This is a genomic window from Rathayibacter sp. VKM Ac-2805, from assembly GCF_009834265.1.
Classification (GTDB): Bacteria; Actinomycetota; Actinomycetes; order Actinomycetales; family Microbacteriaceae; genus Rathayibacter.
Map to the genome: position 1 here is coordinate 1,024,881 of NZ_CP047185.1, position 15,822 is coordinate 1,040,702.

Sequence of the window (15,822 nt, forward strand, 5' to 3'; positions counted from 1 at the left end):
CCGGCACGCCCCGCTCCTGCGGCTCCTCCCGGGCGTTCCGGCCCGCGCTGGATCCGCTCCCGAGCGCCGCTGATACAGTCCCCTCCCATGTCCTCCCGCGACTCCTCCGCCCTGCTCGCCGAGCTCTCCGACCCCGACCGCGACGTCCGCCTCCGCGCGGCGATGACCCTGGGCGAGATCGCCGAGCCCGCCACCGCCGAGCCCCTCGCCGCGCACCTGTGGGAGGAGCCGGACTTCTTCGTCCGCGACGTGCTCACCTGGTCGCTCGGCCGCCTCGGCTCCGCCGCCGTCCCCGTCGCCCGCGAGGCGCTCGGCCGCGAGCCCCGAGTGCGCACGCAGGCGCTGCACGTGCTCAGCAAGATCCTCGACCCGGCGACGCTCGACGACATCGCCCCGCTGGCCGCCGACTCCGAGCCCGCCGTCGCCGCGAAGGCCCGCTTCGCGCTGGGCCGCCTCGGCGACGAGCGCGCGCTGCCGGTCCTGCTCGGCCTGCTCGGCGACGACGACGCGGAGGCGCAGAACGTGCTCACCGACGTCCTCGCCTCCTTCGGCGCCGCGGCCGTCCCCGGACTGGAGCAGGCCCTCCGCGAGGGGTCCGCGCCGGTCCGGCGTCACGCCGCTGCCGCACTCGGCTACCTGGGCGACGACGCGCGTCCTGCCGTCGACGCGCTGGACGGGGCCGCTGGCAGCGACGACTCCGCGCTCGCGGTCTCGGCCGTGATGGCGCTCGGCTCGATCACCGGTCCCGACGCGGCCGCCGCCCTCGAGCGGGCCTCCGCCTCGGACGACTCCCGCGTGAGCGCCGTCGCCGCGCGGCTCCTCGCCCGCTCCTCCGAGCCGACCCGGCTCGACGCCCTCCGCGCCGCCCGCCTGGCCCGCGCGGCCGGCTGAGCCGCGCCGCGAGACCCCCGCGGGGGAAGGCCGGGCATCCGCACGGCCGGTCGAACCGTGCCACGAACCCGGCGCACGGACGCCGGGCTTCCGAACGGTCGGCCGAGCCGTCCCGCAACCCCCAGCGGGGGAACGCCGGGTGACGGCATCATGTCCGGATGGATCACCGCGACGACCGCCTGTCGACCGAGCCCGGAATCGCGCGCCCCGACGCCGTCCAGCGTGCGCGGATGCGCGAGCAGGTGCCGTCCGACGACGTCGCCGCCCGGCTGCTGACGAAGGAGGCGGCCCACCGGGTCTCCCGCCGCTGGCCGCTGATCTCCGCGTCGCTCGCGATCCTGCTCACGGTGCTCCTCGCCGTGCTGATCGCCTTCCGCCCCACCTCGGCCTTCCGCTTCGACGTGGAGTGGATGGACGAGATCGTCGAGCACCGCTCGCCGGTCTGGGACATCCCGGCCCTCGTCATGAACACGGTCGGAGCGGGGCTCGTCGGCACGACGCTCATCCCGCTCGGCATCGTCGCCGTGCTGCTGGTGTTCCGCAGGCGGTGGGCCGCGCTCTACTACGCGATCGCCGCGCTGGTCAGCGTGGGCGCCACCCAGCTCGTCAAGGAGCTGGTGGGACGCGCCCGCCCGGCCGACATGCTCGTCACCAGCGACTACGGCTCCTTCCCGTCCGGCCATACCGCCAACGCGGCGACGACGGCGATGGTGCTGGCCCTGGTGTTCCCGCTGCTGTGGGTCTGGATCGCGGGCTTCCTCTACACCGTGGCGATGATGGCGAGCCGCACCTACCTCGGCGCCCACTGGCTGAGCGACACCGTCGGCGGCCTGCTGCTCGGGATCGGCGTGGCGCTCGTGGTCTGGGCTCCGCTCGCCGGCCGCCTGCGCACCGAGGCCGAGCTCCCGCACCCGCCGATCTGGATCCGCCGCACCACCTGACCGGCGCAGCGCTCCCCGCGAGGGCTTCGAGCCCCTGAGGGTCGGCGCCCGAGGAGCGCGGAGGCTCGCCGATCAGCCGAAGGCGGCGAGGGAGTCGAGCTCGTTGAAGGTGTAGACGTGCAGGCCCGCGAGGCGGTCGCCCGCCGCCGCTTCCAGGCGCGCGACGAACGCGGACGGGTCGAAGCGGCGTCCGCGGAGGAGCCCGCCGGCCACCGAGGTGCTCCGCTTCAGGAAGCCGAGCGAGGAGCCCACTCCGATCCGCGCGCCCAGCGTCAGCAGCCGCGAGCGCTCGACCGGCCCCGGCACGCCCGCCCACAGATCGGCCGTGATCCCCGTCTCGCGGAGCCGATCGGCGTAGCGGACCACCGCGTCGACGTCGAAGCACATCTGCGTGACGATCGAGCGGATGAACGGAGCGCGCTCGCGCAGGTGCCGCTCGATGCTCTCGTCGGAGAGGTGCGGGTGGCCCTCGGGATAGCCTGCGATGTCCAGGGCCAGCCCGGGTGAGATCTCGCGGGCGTCGCGGATGAGCTCGAGGCTCGTGGAGTAGGTGCCGGCCGCCGAGGACGCGTCGCCCGAGATCACGAACGCCTCGTCGATCCCCGCCTCGCCCATCCGCTCGAGGACCTGCTCGAGTGCGGCGCGGCCCTCGACGTTCCGCGCCGCCAGGTGGGGCACCACGCGGAACCCGCGCCCGGCCAGCGCGACCGCGCAGTCCACGGTCCGCCCGGTCCCGTGCTTCGGCAGGCTGGTCACGGTCAGCGTCACCGCGGAGGGGTCCGGGAACGCCCGTGCGGCGCGCTCGCCGATGTCGTCGGCCGGGATGATCTCGAAGCGCGCGCGGGTCATCGGCCCAGCCTGCCACGCGGAGACGGCGCGGCGCGGGTGGTGGCCGCAGCCGCACGAGTGTCGGAGGGGCGCCCTAGCCTGGAGCCGATCGCCGCCCGGTGATCGCGGAAGGAGTCGCGTGTACCTGGAGTCCGGCCGCGTGGTCACGAGCCCCACCGACCTGTCGAACTGGGCGGCCTGCGAGTGGGCGGTCCTCCGCCGGTTCGACGCCCTGCTGGGCCGCGCGCCGCGCCTCGAGGCCGAGAGGGACGGGATGCTCGAGCGCACCGCGGTACTCGGCGACGAGCACGAGCACCGCTTCCTCGCCGAGCTGAAGCGCACGCACGAGGTGCTCGAGTTCGAGCGCCCCGAGCCCGCCGGCTACCCCGCGGCGGCCGAGGCGGCCGTCGAGGCGATGCGCGCCGGGGTCGACGTGCTCTACCAGGCCACCTTCTTCGACGGCGAGTTCCTGGGCTTCTCGGACTTCCTCCTCCGCACCGCCGACGGCGCCTATGAGGTCTACGACACCAAGCTCGCCCGGCACGCGAAGATCCCGGCGCTGCTGCAGCTCGCCGCCTACGCCGAGCAGATGCAGGCGCGCGGCATCCGCGTGGGGGAGCAGGTGCACCTCGTGCTCGGCGACGGCTCCGTCACCAGCCACGAGCTGGCCGTCGTCGCCCCGGTCCAGCGGGTGCAGCGCGCCCGGCTCCGCGCCGTGCTCGACGAGCGCCTCGCCGCCGACGAGCCGCTGGAGTGGGGCGATCCGCGCTACCCCTCCTGCGGACGCTGCTCCGTCTGCGCGCCCGAGGTCCAGGCGCACCGCGATCCGATCCTCGTCGCCGGGATGCGGCTCGACCAGCGGGCGAGGCTCGGGGCGGCCGGCGTGCTCACCATCGACGCCCTCGCCGAGCACGACGGCCCCGTCCCCGGGCTGAGCGCGGGCACGCTCGAGGGCCTGCGCGCCCAGGCGCGGCTGCAGCTGCGGTCGGAGTCCTCGCCGGTGCCGGCCGTCGAGGTGATCGACGCCTCCGTGCTCGCCGGGCTGCCCGCCCCCGACCCGGGGGACCTCTTCTTCGACTTCGAGGGCGACCCGCTCTACACCGAGGACAACCGCGAGTGGGGCCTCGACTACCTCTTCGGCATGGTCGACGACCAGGAGCGCTTCACCGCGCTCTGGGCGCACGACCTCGCGGCCGAGCGCCGGGCGCTCCTCGACTTCCTCGCGCTCCTGCGGGCGCGCCGGGCTGAGCACCCCCGGATGCGCGTCTACCACTACGCCTCCTACGAGCGCAGCCACCTCCTCTCGCTGGCGCTCCGCCACGGGGTCGGCGAGGAGGAGGTCGATGCGCTCCTGCGCGACGGCGTCCTGGTCGACCTGTACCCGGTGGTGCGGCGGGCGCTCCGCGTGGGCTCGCGCAGCTACTCGCTCAAGAAGCTGGAGCCGCTCTACATGGGCGAGGAGGAGCGGGACGCGTCCGGCGTCACGAACGCCGCCGACAGCATCGAGATGTACGTGGAGGCGCGCGCCGCACAGAGGGCCGATCCTGCCGAGGGGCAGCGCGGGCTCGACCTCGTCGCCGAGTACAACGCCTACGACTGCCGCTCCACGCTCCGCCTGCGCGACTGGCTCCTGGAGCTCGCTCCGCCGCGCGAGGAGCTGCCGCCGCTGCTCGAGGTCGAGATCCCCGTGCCCCGCGAGCCGCACCCGGTCGCGGTCGCACTGCTGGCGCAGGTCGAGGGGGTCGAGCCGCGCGAGCGCACGGCCGACCAGACCGCGCTCGCCCTCGCCGGCGCGGCCATCGACTACCACCGCCGCGAGGCCAAGACCTTCTGGCAGGAGCACTTCGACCGCCTCCGGCAGCCGCTGGACGAGTGGGCGGACACCCGCGACGTCGTGATGATCGACCGGGTCGAGGTCGTCCGCGACTGGGCGAAGCTCCCGCGCGCCCGCACGCAGTCGCGCGAGCTGCGGATCCTCGGCCGGCTCGCTCCCGGCAGCCGGCTCGGCACCGGCTCGTCGCCGTACCTGGTCTACGAGGCCCCGGCGCCCCCTGGTGCGCCCTCGCCCGGTCCCGGTCTGCGCGGCGCCTCCGAGCGCTCCGAGATCCTCGCGGTCGACGACGACGGGGAGCGGATCGTCCTGCTCCTCAAGGAGGGCCTGAAGGCGGGGGAGGATCCGCACGACGACGCTCCGGTCGCCCTCGCCCCCGCGCCGCCGCCGCGCGCCGCGCCCCAGCCCGAGGCGATCGCGGAGTGGGGCGGCGAGGTCCTCGACGCGCTGCCCGCGATGCTGGCCGACCCGGCGCTCGACGTCCTCCGCCGCGTGCCGCCGGGAGCCGTCGCTCCTGTGCAGGGCGACGACGTGATCGGCGCGGTCGTCACCACTCTGCTCGGACTCGGCCGGGCGACCCTCGCCGTGCAGGGTCCGCCCGGCACCGGCAAGACCTACGTCGGCTCCCACGTGATCGCCCGGCTGGTGAACGAGCACGGCTGGCGCATCGGCGTGGTCGGCCAGTCGCACTCGGTGGTCGAGAACGTGCTGAGCGCCGTCGTCGGCCGCGGCGTCGATCCCTCCAGGGTGGCGAAGGTGCCCAAGAACGGCACGCCGCCCGAGGCGCTCGTGGCGGCGCCCTGGGCGCCGGTGAAGAACGCGGCGGCACTCACCGCGATCCTCGAGGAGGGCGGCGGCTGCGTCATCGGCGGCACCGCCTGGACCTTCGCGAACCCGGTCACCGTGCCGCGCCGCTCGCTCGACCTCCTGGTGGTCGACGAGGCCGGGCAGTTCTCGCTCGCCCCGACGATCGCGTCGGCCGTCTCCGCCCAGCGGCTGCTCCTGCTCGGCGATCCGCAGCAGCTGCCCCAGGTGAGCCAGGGCGCGCACCCGGAGCCTGTCGACGAGTCGGCGCTCGGCTGGCTCGCCGACGGGCACGACGTCCTCCCGCCCGAGTACGGCTACTTCCTCGCGCAGACCCACCGGATGCACCCGGCGCTCTCCGACGCCGTCTCCGAGCTGTCCTACGAGGGCGCGCTGCGGTCGCGGGCGCCGCAGGTGCGCCACCTGGAGGGGGTCGAGCCGGGCGTGCACTCCATCCCGGTCGAGCACGCGGGCGACACCACCTCCTCGCCGGACGAGGCGAGGCGCGTCGTCGAGATCGCCCTCTCCCTCGTCGGCCGCGCCTGGACCGACGAGCACGGCGAGCGGACGCTGACCGCGGCCGACGTCATCGTCGTCGCGCCCTACAACGCCCAGGGCGGGCTCCTCCGCACCGCCCTCGACGCCGCGGGCCTCGAGGAGACCCCGGTCGGCACGGTCGACCTCTTCCAGGGCAGGGAGGCGGTGGTCGCCATCGTGTCGCTCGCCGCGTCCTCCGGGGCCGACGTCCCGCGCGGGATGGAGTTCCTCCTCCTGCCCAACCGCCTGAACGTCGCGGTCTCGCGGGCGAAGTGGGCGGCGTACCTGGTGCACTCGCCGGCGCTCGCCGCCTCGCTCCCGACCTCGCTGACCGGCCTCGGGCACCTCTCCGGCTTCCTCCGCCTGCTCGAGCGGGGGGAGCGGGCCGCCCTGTGACGGATCCGGTGGCCTAAAGGCGCGCTCCGCTCCGATTCCGTCGGTGCTCGGCATGGTGGACGACGCGATCCGTCGCTACGGTGTCCCCATGAGAATCCTCCTGGTCGGCGCCGGCGGCGTCGGCGACGCCTTCGCGAAGATCGCCGCGCGCCGCTCCTTCTTCGAGCAGATCATCGTCTGCGACTACGACCTCGCTCGCGCCGAGCGCACGGTCGCCTGGATCGCGGAGCGGCACGGTGCCGACGACCGCTTCGTCGCCGCGCGGATCGACGCCTCCGACGCCGAGAACGTCGAGACCGTCGCCCGCGCGCACGGGGCGACCCACGTGATGAACGCCGTCGAGCCGCGCTTCGTCCCGACGATCTTCGCCGGAGCGCTCGCCGCCGAGGCCGACTACCTCGACATGGCGATGAGCCTCTCGCTCCCGCACCCCGAGCGGCCCCACGAGCTGACGGGGCTCAAGCTCGGCGACGAGCAGTTCGCCGCGGCGGAGGAGTGGTCCTCCCGCGGCCGCCTCGCCCTGGTGGGCATGGGCGTGGAGCCGGGACTCTCCGACGTCTTCGCCCGCTACGCCTCCGACCACCTCTTCGACGAGATCGACGAGCTCGGAGTGCGCGACGGCGCGAACCTCGTCGTGCACGACGCGGACGGCCGCGAGATCTTCGCTCCGTCCTTCTCCATCTGGACCACGATCGAGGAGTGCCTGAACCCGCCGGTGGTGTTCGAGCGCGACCGCGGCTGGTACACCACCGCCCCCTTCTCGGAGCCGGAGGTGTTCGAGTTCCCCGAGGGCATCGGCCCGGTCGAGTGCGTGAACGTCGAGCACGAGGAGGTGCTGCTGATGCCGCGCTGGCTCGACGCGAAGAAGGTCACCTTCAAGTACGGCCTCGGCGAGCAGTTCATCGGCGTCCTGCGCACCCTCCACCTCCTCGGCCTCGACAGCACCGAGCCCTTGCGGGTCCGCTCGGCCGGCGGTCCCGTCGAGGTCTCGCCGCGCGACGTCGTCGCCGCCGCCCTGCCCGACCCCGCCGGCATCGGCCCGCGGATGACCGGCAGGACCTGCGCCGGCCTCTTCGTCTCCGGCACGAAGGACGGCGCCCACCGCGAGGTGTACCTCTACCACGTGAGCGACAACGAGTGGACGATGGCCGAGTACGGCACCCAGTGCGTGGTCTGGCAGACGGCGCTCAACCCGGTGGTCGCGCTCGAGCTCCTCGCGACCGGCGTGTGGACCGGCGCCGGAGTGCTCGGGCCGGAGGCGTTCAGCGCCGACCCGTTCCTCGAGCTGATGGCCCGCCCCGAGGCCGACGGCGGGTACGGACAGTCCTGGCACGTCCGCGAGGACTGATCGGCGCCGCCGACCTAGGCTGAGCCCATGAGTGACGACGACGGGCTCGCCTCGGCGAGGGACGAGGCGCGCGCAGCCCTGGAGGCCGCCCGCCGACTGCAGGCGGAGGCCGCCGAGGCCCTGGCGAGAGCGGAGGCGGCGGCCGCGGCGCTGAACGCGGCGGCCGGCCCGGAGGAGGCGGAGGCCGTCGCGGACGACGTGCGGCTGGTGGCGGCGTCGGGGAGCGGAGCGGAGCAGTCCGCTGCTCCCGTTGCCCCGGACGCCGTCGCTTCCGGTCCGATCGCTCCGGATGCACCTGCTCCGCCCGCCCCCTCGGCGCCCGCCCCGGCCCCCGGTCCGCTCCCCGAGAGCGCCGTCGACGCCGTGCGCGCCGGGTACGCGTTCACCGGCCCGGCCCTCGAGCTCGGCGCCCTCGTCAACGGCGACGCGCGGATCGACGTGCCCGTCCGCATCCCGCTCGGCATGCTCAACCGGCACGGCCTCGTCGTCGGCGCGACCGGCACCGGCAAGACGAAGACGCTGCAGGTCCTCGCCGAGCAGCTCTCGGCCCACGGCGTCCCCGTCTTCGCTGCGGACATCAAGGGCGACCTCTCCGGCCTCGCCACTCCGGGCACCGCGAGCGACGCGCTGCTCGCCCGCACCCGCGGCATCGGTCAGGACTGGCGGGCGGAGGCGGCCCCCGCCGAGTACTTCGCGCTCGGCGGCATCGGCACCGGCGTCCCCGTCCGCGCCACCGTGACGGGATTCGGCGCGCTGCTGCTCGCGAAGGTGCTCGGCCTCAACCACACGCAGGAGTCGAGCCTCGGCCTCGTCTTCCACTACGCCGAGAGCGCCGGTCTCCCGCTCGTCGACCTGTCCGACCTCCGCGCCGTGCTCACCTACCTCGTCGGCGACGAGGGCAAGGCGGAGCTCGCCGAGCTCGGCGGGCTGTCCAAGGCGACCGCCGGCGTGATCCTCCGCGAGCTGATCGCGTTCGCCGACCAGGGCGCCGACGTGTTCTTCGGCGAGCCCGAGATCGACACGGCCGAGTTCCTCCGCCTCGCCGCCGACGGGCGCGGCGTCGTCAGCCTCCTCGAGGTCCCCGGAGTCGCCGACCGACCGGCTCTGTTCTCCACCTTCCTGATGTGGCTCCTCGCCGACCTCTTCAACGACCTGCCGGAGGTCGGCGACCTCGACAAGCCGAAGCTGGTGTTCTTCTTCGACGAGGCGCACCTGCTCTTCCGCGACGCGTCGAAGGACTTCCTCGCCGCGATCACCCAGACCGTGCGCCTCATCCGCTCCAAGGGCGTCGGCATCGTCTTCGTCACGCAGACCCCGAAGGACGTGCCCGGCGACGTCCTCGCCCAGCTCGGCTCCCGCGTGCAGCACCAGCTCCGCGCGCACACGCCGGACGATGCCAAGGCCCTACGCGCCACCGTCTCGACCTACCCCGAGAGCGACTACGACCTCGGCGAGGTCCTCCAGGCGCTCCCCATCGGCGAGGCGATCGTGACGGTCATGAACGAGCGCGGCGCCCCGACCCCGGTCGCCTGGACGCGTCTCCGCGCCCCGCTCGGCTCGATGAAGCCCACCCCCGAGGCCGACCGCGAGGCGAGCGTCCGGAGGTCCCCGCTCCTCGCGCGCTACGGCACGCCCCTCGACCGCGACTCCGCCCGCGAGATCCTCACCCGCCGGCTCGACGCCGCCGCCGACGCCGAGGAGGCCCGCGCCGCCGCCGAGCAGCAGGCCGCCGACGACGCCCGCCGCGCGAAGGAGGACGCGCGTCGCGCCGAGGAGGAGACCGCGGACGCCGCCCGCCGCGCGAAGGAGCGGGCCGCCGCCGAGCGCGCCGCCGACCGGGCCGCCGAGCGCTCCCGACGGCGCACGGCACCGACCTCCCGCGGGACCCGCACCGCCCGCCGCGACAAGACGGTCGTCGAGGAGGTGCTGGGCTCGAGCGCCGGCAGGACGCTGCTGCGCGAGGTGGTCCGCGGGATCTTCGGGACCGCCCGACGGCGGTGACGCGACCCGGGCCGCTCGGGGAGACGAGGCGCTAACGGGAGCGTGTTAGCGTCGGTAGCGTGAGTGAGAGCGGGACGACGCGGGAGCGGATCCTCCGAGCGACGGTCGAGCTGCTGGCGGACGGCGGGCGGGACGCGGTGTCGACGCGGGCGATCAGCGCGGCGGCGGGGGTGCAGGCCCCCACGATCTACCGGACGTTCGGCGACCTGCGCGGGCTGCTCGACTCGGCCGCGGCAGCCGGATTCGCCACGGCCCTCGCCGACTTCGAGCGGAGCGAGGCGCCGGCCGACCCGGTCGACGCGCTCCGTGCCGCCTGGGATCACCACGTCGCCTTCGGACTCGCCGAACCGCACCTCTACGCGCTGATGTTCACCGCGCGGCCGGGGGAGGAGTCGGAGGCGGCGCGCCTGTCCCGCGGCGTCCTCCTCGACGCGGTCCGGGCCGTCGCCGAAGCCGGCCGCCTCACCGTCGACGTCGAGCGGGCCTCCCGCCTGCTCCAGTCGGCCGCGCTCGGCTGCACCCTCACGCTGACCGCCCTCGCCGACCCCGACGACGAGCTCTCGTCCCGCTCGCGCGAGTCCGTCCTCGCGGCGATCACCACGGCGGAGGCGGGCCCCACCGATCCCGCCGCCCGTGCGGTCGTCGCGCACGCCGTCGCCCTGCGGACGGCGCTGCCGCAGATCGAGCCCCTCAGCGCGGGGGAGCGGCTCCTGCTCGACGAATGGCTCGAGCGCATCGCCGACTGACGGCCGGCGTCGCCGGAGGGTCCGTATCGCCGCCCTGTCGTCCGCGTCGTCGTAATACGGATGGCGACGGGCACGATCCGGGATCGGCACCTACGGTCGGACCATGTCGCGATCCATAGCCGAACTCTTCTTCCGCCCCGTCTGCGCCGCCTGCTCGGCCCCGCTCGTCGCTCGTCGTGGCGCTTTCTGCTCCGACTCCTGCGCGCGGACGAACCACCTCTACGGCTGATCCCGCGCCCGGCACGCGCCGGACGATCGGCGGCCCCTGCTCGGCGCGACCTCGTCGGCTGCAGCTGGGTGTGCCCCGGCAGGGCGAACCCAGCGATGCGTGAGTGGGCCGCTCCGATCGACGCCTTCACCGGTCGACCGGGCTCCGACGATCGGCCGCACCGGTTAAACAAAACGGTGCCCGTGCTGGCGAGAGCAACGGACACCGTTCGCGGAGGATGGGGGATTCGAACCCCCGAGGGCTTTCACCCAACACGCTTTCCAAGCGTGCGCCATAGGCCACTAGGCGAATCCTCCTGGCACGACCTGAGCCGCGACTCATCGATACTAGCCGGTGTCGGAGGCTCCCGCTGACCACGACCCCGACACGCCCCGCTCTCCTCGGCCGCCGTCGTCGGTTAGACTGTCACCCGGCTCCCCGCGTGGCGCCATCCAGGCCAACTCCCCCAGGGCGGAAACGCAGCAAGGGTAACCGGGCTCTGGCGGGTGCGCGGGGGGTCTTCTTCCGTTAACCGGCCCGCCTGCTCCGCCGATGGACCGCCGCACAGCCGCTACGAGGCCCTACCGACTGCGGACGCTCCTCCACAGCCGCGCGCCATGCACGCCCTCCCATCCCTGGCCTCTACTCAGCCAGGCGGAGGGACCCCCTCGGTAGGCTGGATCCGATGGTTCAGAGCATCTACATCTCGTCCGCCGAAGGTCATTCGGGCAAGTCCACGGTCGCCCTCGGCGTCCTCGATGCGCTCAGCAGCCAGGTGCAGCGGGTCGGCGTCTTCCGCCCGATCGCCCGCTCCACCTCCGAGCCGGACTACGTGCTCGAGATGCTGCTCGGCCACTCCGACTCGGGCCTCGCCTACGAGGACTGCATCGGCGTCACCTACGAGGACGTCCACGCCGACGGCGAGGCGGCGCTCTCGCGGATCGTCGAGCGGTACAAGGGCGTCGAGGCCCGGTGCGACGCCGTCGTCATCCTCGGCTCCGACTACACGGACGTCGGCAGCCCCACCGAGCTCGGCTACAACGCCCGCATCGCCGCCAACCTCGGTGCCCCGGTCCTGCTCGTCCTCACCGGCCGGGACTCGTCCCGCAGCGAGCAGCTGGGCCAGGCTCCCGCGCGCACGCCGGAGGAGATGCGCCAGATCACGGAGCTCGCCTCGGTCGAGCTGCGCACGGCCCACGCGAGCCTCATCGGAGTGATCGCGAACCGCGCCGATCCCGACACCGCCGCCGACGCCGTCGCCGCGATCCGCGAGAGCATCCCCGCCACCGTCCCGGTCTGGGCGATCCGCGAGGATCCGTTCCTCGTCGCTCCGAGCCTGTCCCGCCTCGTCGAGGCGGTCGACGGCGTCGTCGTCGCGGGCGATCCGGAGCTGCTCGGCCGCGAGGCGCTCGGCGTGGTGATCGCCGGCATGTCCATGGTGAACGTCCTGCCGCGGCTCACCGAGGGCGGCGTCGTGATCGTCCCCGGCGACCGGCCCGAGGTCGTCCTCGCCGTGATCATGGCGTACGCCTCCGGCACGTTCCCCACCGTCACCGGCATCATCCTCAACGGCGGCTTCGAGCTGCCGGAGCCGATCGTCCGGCTGATCGAGGGCGTCGACAGCCGCGTGCCGATCGTGATGACCGAGCTCGGCACCTACGACACCGCCGTCCGCGTCACCGCGGCCCGCGGCCGCCTGGCGGCCGACTCCCCGCGCAAGCGCGACACCTCCCTCGCCCTCTTCCAGGAGGCGGTCGACGCGGTCGAGCTGCTCACCCTCCTCGACGTCGGCCGGTCCGAGGTCGTCACGCCGCTGATGTTCGAGTACGGGCTGATCGAGCGCGCGCGCATCGCCGACCGCCACATCGTCCTGCCCGAGGGCGGCGACGACCGGATCCTCCGTGCCGCCGCGACCGTGCTCAAGCGCGGCATCGCCCGGCTCACGATCCTCGGCGAGGAGGCCGAGATCCGCGCCCGTGCGGCGGGCCTCGGCCTCGACCTCGACGGCGCGCGCGTGCTGAGCACCCTCGACCCCGAGCACCGCGCGCGCTTCGCCGAGGAGTACGCCCGCATCCGCGCGCACAAGGGCATTACCTACGACCACGCCTACGACACCGTCACGGACGTCTCCTACTTCGGCACGATGATGGTGCAGCTCGGCCTGGCCGACGGGATGGTCTCGGGAGCCGCGCACACGACCGCGCACACCATCCGCCCCGGCTTCGAGATCATCAAGACGAGCCCGGGCGTCTCCGTCGTCTCGAGCGTGTTCCTGATGGCGCTCGCCGACCGCGTGCTGGTCTACGGCGACTGCGCGGTGAACCCCGACCCCACCGAGGCGCAGCTCGCCGACATCGCGATCTCGTCCGCCGAGACCGCCCAGCAGTTCGGGATCGACCCCCGCATCGCGATGCTCTCCTACTCCACCGGCGAGAGCGGAGCCGGCGCCGACGTCGAGAAGGTCCGCGCGGCGACGGCTCTGGTGCGCGAGCGCCGGCCCGACCTGCTCGTCGAGGGCCCGATCCAGTACGACGCGGCGGCCGACGCGGCGGTCGCGGCCTCGAAGATGCCCGGCTCCCAGGTCGCCGGGCGCGCGACGGTGTTCATCTTCCCCGACCTCAACACGGGCAACAACACCTACAAGGCCGTGCAGCGCTCGGCCGGCGCCGTCGCCATCGGACCGGTCCTCCAGGGTCTGCGCAAGCCGGTCAACGACCTCTCGCGCGGCGCGCTCGTGCAGGACATCGTCAACACCGTCGCGATCACGGCCATCCAGGCCGCCACCCAGGCCATCGTCCCGCCCACCGCCGCCATCCCCGTAGTGCGCTAGCGGCGACCCCGCCGCCGCCCCTCCCGACCCCGATCACCCCAGGAGTCCCCTCATGTCCGTCGTCCTCGTCGTCAACAGCGGATCGTCGTCGTTCAAGTACCAGCTCATCGAGATGACCACCGAGGAGACGCTCGCCAGCGGCCTCGTCGAGCGGATCGGCGAGGACACCGGCCGCACGAAGCACACCCGCGACGGGGAGTCGTTCGAGATCGAGGGGCCGATCCCCGACCACACCGCCGGCTTCGACGCGATGATCCGCGCGTTCGGCGAGCACGGCCCGAGCCTCGACGAGTTCCCTCCCGTCGCCGTGGGCCACCGCGTCGTGCACGGCGGCAAGCGCTTCTTCGAGCCCACCGTGGTCACCGACCTGGTCAAGATCAACATCGAGGACCTCGCCGACCTCGCCCCGCTGCACAACCCCGCCAACCTCGAGGGCATCGAGGCGGCGCAGAAGGCCTTCCCGGACGTCCCGCACGTCGCCGTCTTCGACACCGCCTTCCACCACACGATCCCGGCCGAGGCGTCGACCTACGCGCTGCCCGCCGAGCTCGCCGAGAAGCACCGCGTCCGCCGCTACGGCTTCCACGGCACCTCGCACAAGTTCGTCTCGGAGGCCGCCGCCGCCTACCTCGGCCGCCGCCGCTCCGACCTGAAGACGATCGTCCTGCACTTGGGCAACGGAGCGTCCGCCTGCGCCGTCGACGGCGGCGTCTCCGTCGAGACCTCGATGGGCATGACCCCGCTCGAGGGCCTGGTGATGGGCACCCGCTCCGGCGACCTCGACCCGGCCGTCGTCTTCCACCTCGCCCGCAAGGCGGGCCTCTCGATCGACGAGCTCGACACCCTCCTCAACCGCCGCAGCGGGCTCCTCGGCCTCACGGGTCGCGGCGACATGCGCGACGTCCAGGAGGCGGCCGAGGCCGGCGACGAGCGGGCCCGCGCCGGACTCGAGGTCTACTACCACCGCCTCCGCCACTACATCGGCGCCTTCTACGCCCAGCTGGGCCGCGTCGACGCCGTGGTGTTCACGGCCGGAGTCGGCGAGAATGTCGCCGCCGTCCGCGCCGGCGCCCTCCGCGGCCTCGAGGGCCTGGGCATCGAGCTCGACCCCGAGCGCAACACGTCCTCCGACCGCGGCGCCCGCCGCATCTCCACCGACGACTCCCGCGTCGCCGTCCTCGTCATCCCCACGAACGAGGAGCTGGAGATCGCCCGGCAGTCCTTGTCGGTCGTGTAGCGGCGCAGCCGCGACACGACTCGCGGTCGGCTTCCGGGGGTGGCGGCTCCCGTGGAGCGGCTCCTGTCGGGCTGTCCTGAATCGCTCGCACGCGGCGGTGCCCGCTCGTCCTGCAGCGGTGGCCCGCTGCACGACCGCGGTCGGCCTCTCAGGGGTTGCGTTCCGCAGAGCGTGGAGCGTCGGGCTGCCCTGAATCGCTCGCACGCGATTCCGGGTCGCGGCCCTCTTCCGACTACTCGGGCCCTGCTCCTGGTCGAGTAGCCGCGGGACGCGGCGTATCGAGTCCCACCGAGCGCGAGGGAGGAGATCTCGATGCGGCCGCTGTGCGGGCTGCTCCATCGGCTGGTGCCGGCTGTGGAGCCCCGGCTCAGGGCAGCAGCCGCGCGTCGCCCGCGTAGAGGTTGAAGCCGGAGCCGCGGCTGAAGCCGATCAGGGTGAGGCCGGAGTCGCGAGCCAGGTCCACCGCCAGCGACGACGGGGCACCGACCGCGGCGAGCAGGGGGATGCCGGCCATCACGGCCTTCTGCACCAGCTCGAACGAGGCGCGCCCCGACACCTGCAGCAGCGTCCCCCGCAACGGCAGCCGGCCCTCCCGGAGCCCCCAGCCGACCACCTTGTCCACGGCGTTGTGCCGCCCGACATCCTCCCGGAGCACCAGCAGCGAGCCGTCCGCGTCGAACAGCCCGGCCGCGTGGACGCCGCCCGTCCGCTCGAACACCGCCTGCGCCTCGCGGAGCCGATCGGGGAGCGAGACCAGCAGCTCCCGCTCGACCCGCAGGTCGTCCTCCGCGACGCTCCACGCCGAGTCGGTGGCGACCGCCTCGAGCGACGCGAGCCCGCACACTCCGCACGAGCTCGTCGTGTAGACCGACCGCTCGCGCTCGAGCAGCACGGCCTCCCGCCCGCCGCGGACGCTCGCGTCGACCACGTTGTACGTGTTCTCGCCCGGACCGGAGCCGCTCGCGCAGTAGCGCATCGCCGCCAGCTGCTCCGACTCGGTGAGCACCCCCTCGGACACCAGGAATCCCGCGACCAGGTCGAAGTCGTCGCCGGGCGTGCGCATGGTCACGCTGAAGCGCCGTCCGCCGACGCGGATCTCGAGCGGCTCCTCGACGGCCAGGACGTCCTCGCGGCGTCGGGGCGGATCGCCGGCGCGGACGGCGGTCAGGCGGGTGCGGGCGACACTGCGGCTCATGGGTCTCCTCAGGCGGTGGAGGTCATCCT

The 15,822-nt window shown here is 73.9% G+C and carries 11 protein-coding genes, 1 tRNA gene and 1 other RNA gene; 10 read left to right on the top strand and 3 right to left on the bottom strand.

Annotated features, from left to right (window positions below):
- Positions 1 to 87 precede the first annotated feature (87 nt).
- Together GSU40_RS04760 and GSU40_RS04765 are read left to right on the top strand one after the other, a co-directional pair.
- The gene (locus GSU40_RS04760) at positions 88 to 891 is read left to right on the top strand and encodes a HEAT repeat domain-containing protein (protein WP_160033894.1); all 804 of its coding nucleotides are present in this window, start codon (positions 88 to 90) and stop codon (positions 889 to 891) included.
- 158 nt (positions 892 to 1,049) lie between these two features.
- Positions 1,050 to 1,832 (top strand): phosphatase PAP2 family protein, encoded by a 783-nt coding sequence (locus tag GSU40_RS04765; protein WP_244229597.1) that lies wholly within the window; start codon positions 1,050 to 1,052, stop codon positions 1,830 to 1,832.
- Between the two features lie 72 nt (positions 1,833 to 1,904).
- Here the strand turns inward: GSU40_RS04765 and GSU40_RS04770 are convergent, their stop codons facing one another.
- Entirely contained in the window at positions 1,905 to 2,681 is a 777-nt protein-coding gene (locus GSU40_RS04770; RefSeq protein ID WP_160033896.1) for a methylenetetrahydrofolate reductase, read from the bottom strand.
- A gap of 118 nt (positions 2,682 to 2,799) precedes the next feature.
- Between GSU40_RS04770 and GSU40_RS04775 the strand changes: the two genes are divergently transcribed.
- From GSU40_RS04775 to GSU40_RS17150, 5 genes are all read left to right on the top strand, one after another.
- Entirely contained in the window at positions 2,800 to 6,228 is a 3,429-nt protein-coding gene (locus GSU40_RS04775; RefSeq protein WP_160033898.1) for a bifunctional RecB family nuclease/DEAD/DEAH box helicase, read from the top strand.
- Between the two features lie 88 nt (positions 6,229 to 6,316).
- A complete protein-coding gene (locus GSU40_RS04780) occupies positions 6,317 to 7,576 on the top strand; it encodes a saccharopine dehydrogenase C-terminal domain-containing protein (protein ID WP_104227456.1) in 1,260 nt (419 codons plus the stop codon).
- 27 nt (positions 7,577 to 7,603) lie between these two features.
- Positions 7,604 to 9,577, top strand: a complete 1,974-nt coding sequence (locus GSU40_RS04785; RefSeq protein WP_160033900.1) for a helicase HerA-like domain-containing protein — start codon at positions 7,604 to 7,606, stop codon at positions 9,575 to 9,577.
- Positions 9,578 to 9,636: 59 nt separating this feature from the next.
- Positions 9,637 to 10,323 carry a TetR/AcrR family transcriptional regulator gene (locus GSU40_RS04790; RefSeq protein ID WP_104227474.1) on the top strand — a complete coding sequence of 229 codons (687 nt, stop codon included), beginning with the start codon at positions 9,637 to 9,639 and terminating at the stop codon, positions 10,321 to 10,323.
- 103 nt (positions 10,324 to 10,426) lie between these two features.
- Complete coding sequence (locus GSU40_RS17150) at positions 10,427 to 10,552, top strand: hypothetical protein (protein ID WP_258060618.1); 126 nt, start codon at positions 10,427 to 10,429, stop codon at positions 10,550 to 10,552.
- 211 nt (positions 10,553 to 10,763) lie between these two features.
- Here the strand turns inward: GSU40_RS17150 and GSU40_RS04795 are convergent.
- Positions 10,764 to 10,848: transfer RNA gene (locus GSU40_RS04795), tRNA-Ser, on the bottom strand.
- 112 nt (positions 10,849 to 10,960) lie between these two features.
- Between GSU40_RS04795 and ffs the strand changes: the two genes are divergently transcribed.
- The 3 genes from ffs (at position 10,961) to GSU40_RS04810 (ending at position 14,598) form a co-directional block, all read left to right on the top strand.
- Positions 10,961 to 11,057, top strand: an RNA gene (ffs, locus tag GSU40_RS04800) — signal recognition particle sRNA small type.
- 159 nt (positions 11,058 to 11,216) lie between these two features.
- On the top strand, positions 11,217 to 13,361 hold the full coding sequence (pta, locus tag GSU40_RS04805) for a phosphate acetyltransferase (protein ID WP_104227473.1): 2,145 nt from the start codon (positions 11,217 to 11,219) through the stop codon (positions 13,359 to 13,361).
- 52 nt (positions 13,362 to 13,413) lie between these two features.
- Positions 13,414 to 14,598: an acetate kinase gene (locus GSU40_RS04810; RefSeq protein WP_160033902.1), complete on the top strand. Its 1,185-nt coding sequence runs from the start codon at positions 13,414 to 13,416 to the stop codon at positions 14,596 to 14,598.
- Between the two features lie 367 nt (positions 14,599 to 14,965).
- Here the strand turns inward: GSU40_RS04810 and fdhD are convergent, their stop codons facing one another.
- Positions 14,966 to 15,793, bottom strand: coding sequence for a formate dehydrogenase accessory sulfurtransferase FdhD (gene fdhD, locus GSU40_RS04815; RefSeq protein ID WP_160033904.1), 828 nt, complete (start codon positions 15,791 to 15,793; stop codon positions 14,966 to 14,968).
- Between the last annotated feature and the right edge of the window lie 29 nt (positions 15,794 to 15,822).

What these genes read in the sequence shown, in the direction of transcription:
- GSU40_RS04760 (WP_160033894.1), top strand. Translation starts at nt 88, where the DNA reads ATGTCCTCCCGCGACTCCTCCGCCCTGCTCGCCGAGCTCTCCGACCCC.
- GSU40_RS04765 (WP_244229597.1), top strand. Translation starts at nt 1,050, where the DNA reads ATGGATCACCGCGACGACCGCCTGTCGACCGAGCCCGGAATCGCGCGC.
- GSU40_RS04770 (WP_160033896.1), bottom strand. Translation starts at nt 2,681, where the DNA reads ATGACCCGCGCGCGCTTCGAGATCATCCCGGCCGACGACATCGGCGAG.
- GSU40_RS04780 (WP_104227456.1), top strand. Translation starts at nt 6,317, where the DNA reads ATGAGAATCCTCCTGGTCGGCGCCGGCGGCGTCGGCGACGCCTTCGCG.
- GSU40_RS04785 (WP_160033900.1), top strand. Translation starts at nt 7,604, where the DNA reads ATGAGTGACGACGACGGGCTCGCCTCGGCGAGGGACGAGGCGCGCGCA.
- GSU40_RS17150 (WP_258060618.1), top strand. Translation starts at nt 10,427, where the DNA reads ATGTCGCGATCCATAGCCGAACTCTTCTTCCGCCCCGTCTGCGCCGCC.
- pta (WP_104227473.1), top strand. Translation starts at nt 11,217, where the DNA reads ATGGTTCAGAGCATCTACATCTCGTCCGCCGAAGGTCATTCGGGCAAG.
- GSU40_RS04810 (WP_160033902.1), top strand. Translation starts at nt 13,414, where the DNA reads ATGTCCGTCGTCCTCGTCGTCAACAGCGGATCGTCGTCGTTCAAGTAC.
- fdhD (WP_160033904.1), bottom strand. Translation starts at nt 15,793, where the DNA reads ATGAGCCGCAGTGTCGCCCGCACCCGCCTGACCGCCGTCCGCGCCGGC.